This window comes from Kitasatospora sp. NPDC127121, from assembly GCF_042677305.1.
In the GTDB taxonomy this organism is placed as follows: Bacteria; Actinomycetota; Actinomycetes; order Streptomycetales; family Streptomycetaceae; genus Kitasatospora.
Map to the genome: position 1 here is coordinate 1 of NZ_JBHXTQ010000160.1, position 3,647 is coordinate 3,647.

The window sequence follows — 3,647 nt, forward strand, 5'->3', positions numbered from 1 at the left end:
GGTGCATGGGGTGCGTGGGGTGCGCGGGGTCAGCGCCTGGTGCCGCAGCCCGGGCAGAACGCCGCGCCCTCCGGGATGTCCTGGTGGCACTGGCCGCACTGGGTCGGCTGGGCTAGCCGGTGGCCGCAGCCCGGGCAGAACGGCGTGCCGTGCGTCTCCGCCGAGCACTGCGGGCAGACGAGCTGGCGCGGCGTCCGCACGTCGAACTCGGCGCCGGACTGCTGGCCCTGCTGGTAGGAGCGGTCGGACACCATGTCGTTGAGGCCGCGCCGCTGCGCCGCCATCGCCTCGGCCGCGGTGTCCGGGGCGCAGGTGTGGCACAGGCCCTGGCCCGGGTCGAAGCAGCGGCCGCAGACGTAGTGGGTGCAGCGGGCGCAGCGGTTGAAGTGCACCTGGGCGTTGGTGATCGCGCGCTGGAAGGCGGCGTCGCGCGCGTTGCCCCAGGTGTGGCCGGCCAGGCCGTCGGCGGCGTTGCTGATGGTGTTGGCGTTGCCGCCGATGAGGTTCCAGGCGGCGCTGACGCCCTTGCCGATCCAGCCCGCCACCTGGCCGGTGGTGAACGCCTCGAACGACGAGCGCCAGGTGTCGGAGCAGCGGTAGCAGGAGAACTCGAACTGGAAGCCCGCGCCGGTGCCGTGCTGCTCGCACAGGTCGCGGTAGTTGCTGCTGAAGTAGATCTCGGAACTCACGTCGTCCCCGGTCGATGAAGTGGCATGTCGGCGGCCCCGGGCCCCCCAAGGTGCCGGCACGGATGGGGCGGGTCACGGGGGCGCTGCACAGAATCGCACATGCCGTCATATTTTGTGAATCTCTTATGGACAACGCCTCTATGGACAACGCCTCGTGATCGCCGCACCGAGGGACGTCCGAACCCACCGGACCGGTTCCGATCAGGCTGGTACCGGTTCCGATCGGAACCGGCCGACGCCTCCTCAGAGCCCGGCGACCGGCAGCAGCAGGACCCGCGCCGGGTCGAACCGCTCCCAGCCGGCCGGCCGGCCGCTGCGGCTCACCCGCAACCGGCACCACCGCTGCCCGGCCGAGTCCTGCCACCAGCCGCTGATCCGCCCGGACGCCCAGGTGCCGCCGCCGAGGTCCACCTCGACCGGCTGGTACACCCACTGGACGTCCGGGTCCGCCGGCTCCCCGACGGCCACAGGACTGCGCCGACTCTCCACCACGGTTCCGCCTCCCGACCCGGCCCCGACGCGCGGCCTCCCCGGTCGGGCGGCCACGCGACCAGGCGTGCAGCTCACCCCGGAAACTCTACAGGCGTGTAGAGAATCGCGGGAGGAGTTCCGCCGAAGCCCTCACCCGGCTCAGCGGCGACCCCGGCGCGCGCCGCGGCGGCGGCGCCACAGGGCGAACGGCACGACGGCGGCCAGCCCGAGCGCGTCCGGCGCCGACGGCGCCTCCACCGGCGCGGCCGCGCCCGCGGCCGCGCCTGCCGGCACCTTGCCGAAGGTGTCCGGGACGGGCAGGGTGGACCAGTCCGTGAGCGGCCACGCGACGACGAAGGCCCGGCCGATCACGTTCCCCACCGGCACGAAGCCGTCACCGGTCTCGTTGTGGTGCGGGCGCGAGTCCCGCGAGTTGTTGCGGTGGTCGCCCATCACCCAGAGCTTGCCCTTGGGGACGGTGACGGTGCCCACCGGGTCCTGGTCGCAGGGCGCCGAACCGGGGAACAGGTACGGCTCGTCCAGCGCGACGCCGTTCACCTTCAGCGGGCTGCCCGCCTTGCACTCGACGGTGTCCCCGCCGACCGCGATCACCCGCTTGATCAGGTCCTTCTCGTCCGCCGAGGGCATCAGGCCGACGGTGCTCAGCACCTTCTGGACCGAGCTCATCACCGAGCCGTCCGCGTGCGTCGGCGCGCTCTCCAGCCAGCCGCCCGGATCACGGAAGACCACCACCTCGCCGCGCTCGGGCTCGGCGCCGAACCACGGCGTCAACTTGTCGACCAGCACCCGGTCGCCGATCGCCAGGGTCTGCTCCATCGAACCCGAGGGGATCGAGAAGGCCTGGACGAAGAAGGTCTTGATGCCGAGCGAGAGCAGCAGGGCGATCACCAGCAGAATCGGAAGCTCCTGCCAGAACGGGCGCTTCTTCCGCCCGCTCTTGGCGTCCGGCTCCGCGCCGCCGGCGCCGTCGGCCCCACCGGTCGGACCGCTGCCGCCGCTCCCGTCGCCGCCGGAACCACCGCCGGCCCGGCCGGCGCCGCCGCCGGAGGCCTCGAAGGCCCCCGCCGCGCCCGGGACTTCGGGCGCACCCACCGCGCCGCGCTCCCCGGTTCCACCGCTCTCGCCGGACTCCGTACTCTGCTGGACACTCATCTTCTCGGCCCCTCCCGACGGCCTGGCGGGAGACCGGAACGGAAAACCCCCGCTGTCAGGGAACGAACCTACCGAACGGAGGTTCCCGGGCGCGCCCTGACATGGATCCGCTCACCCTGAGGACCGAACAGACTGAGGAACTCCACCGGCTGCGGCCCGGCGTTGCCGAAGGCGTGCGGGGTCCGGGTGTCGAACTCGGCGGCCTCACCGGCCGTCAGCACCAGGTCGTGCGAACCGAGCACCAGCCGCAGCCGGCCGGACAGCACGTACAGCCACTCGTGGCCCTCGTGCACCTTCAGCTCCAGCTCGGGCTCGGTGCCCCGGCCGGGCGGCATGATCTGCTTGAAGGCGTGCAGACCGCCGAGGTGGCGGGTGAGCGGGATGATGGTCTGGCCGTTCCTGGTCACCGGGCGGGGATGGACCCGGGGGTCTCCGGTGGCCGGGGCGCCGACCAGTTCGTCCAGCGGCACCCGGTACTCCCGGGCCAGCGGCAGCAGCAGTTCCAGGGTCGGCTTGCGCTGCCCGGACTCCAGCCGGGACAGCGTGCTGAGCGAGATCCCGGTGGCGGCGGCCAGTTTGGCGAGGGTGGTGCCGCGCTCGCGTCGCAGGGCGCGCAGCCGGGGGCCCACCGTGGTGAGGACGTTCTCGAAGTCTTCGTCGGCCATGCCTGCCATTCGCCGGGACGGCAAGGGCGTTTGTCAAACCGGCACACCGGTGCACGGGCGCGCGGGCCCGTCCGCGCGCCCTATGCTGTCCGGCCATGCGCATCCACCTCACCCGGGACAGCGTCGCGGCCGGCGACGACGCCGACGCCCCGCACCCCGCGGCGCTCACCCTCCCCGACGACCTCGACCTGCCGCAGGCGCTCGCCGCCCTCGGACTCCCCCGGCCGTACCTGCCCCTGATCGGCGGCGGCCGCGCCAGCTGGATCCTGCGCACCGGCGACGGCGCGCCGCTCGCCGTACTCGCCCAGCAGTGGCCGTGCGCCCGGCCGCTCCCGGGCGCCCGGGGCCCGCTCGCCCGCCTGGCCGGCCCGGACGGCGACGTCCGGCTGCACGCCGAGTACCGGCGCCAGCTGGACCCGGACGCCGAGTACGACCGGCTCGCCGCCGACTGAGGCCGGGGCGCCGGAGCCCGGGCGCACCGGAGCCCGCCGGGGGCTTCGCCGACGCCCGTCCGCGGCGTAACCGGCTGCCGGGGGCGGGGCCCGGTGGCGACGCATACCGCCACCGGGCCCCCCCCCCGGGGGGCGCCCGCGGGTACCCGTAAACGCGCAGGCGCCGTCGGACGCCCCCCGCCGGGTGGGCGAGCGCC

At 74.3% G+C, this 3,647-nt stretch carries 5 protein-coding genes; 1 reads left to right on the top strand and 4 read right to left on the bottom strand.

The window, feature by feature from the left end; translation table 11 throughout:
• Positions 1–29 precede the first annotated feature (29 nt).
• The 4 genes from ACFVHI_RS37055 to ACFVHI_RS37070 all read right to left on the bottom strand — a co-directional run bounded on the left by ACFVHI_RS37055 (position 30) and on the right by ACFVHI_RS37070 (position 2,998).
• Positions 30–689 carry a zinc ribbon domain-containing protein gene (locus ACFVHI_RS37055; RefSeq protein ID WP_063350729.1) on the bottom strand — a complete coding sequence of 220 codons (660 nt, stop codon included), beginning with the start codon at positions 687–689 and terminating at the stop codon, positions 30–32.
• A 243-nt stretch (positions 690–932) separates the two neighbouring features.
• Complete coding sequence (locus ACFVHI_RS37060; RefSeq protein ID WP_159398582.1) at positions 933–1,181, bottom strand: hypothetical protein; 249 nt, start codon at positions 1,179–1,181, stop codon at positions 933–935.
• 138 nt (positions 1,182–1,319) lie between these two features.
• Positions 1,320–2,333, bottom strand: a complete 1,014-nt coding sequence (gene lepB, locus ACFVHI_RS37065) for a signal peptidase I (RefSeq protein WP_380346451.1) — start codon at positions 2,331–2,333, stop codon at positions 1,320–1,322.
• A 68-nt stretch (positions 2,334–2,401) separates the two neighbouring features.
• Complete coding sequence (locus ACFVHI_RS37070; protein WP_063350727.1) at positions 2,402–2,998, bottom strand: helix-turn-helix domain-containing protein; 597 nt, start codon at positions 2,996–2,998, stop codon at positions 2,402–2,404.
• A 95-nt stretch (positions 2,999–3,093) separates the two neighbouring features.
• Between ACFVHI_RS37070 and ACFVHI_RS37075 the strand changes: the two genes are divergently transcribed.
• Complete coding sequence (locus ACFVHI_RS37075) at positions 3,094–3,450, top strand: hypothetical protein (protein WP_380346453.1); 357 nt, start codon at positions 3,094–3,096, stop codon at positions 3,448–3,450.
• The last annotated feature ends 197 nt before the right edge of the window (positions 3,451–3,647 follow it).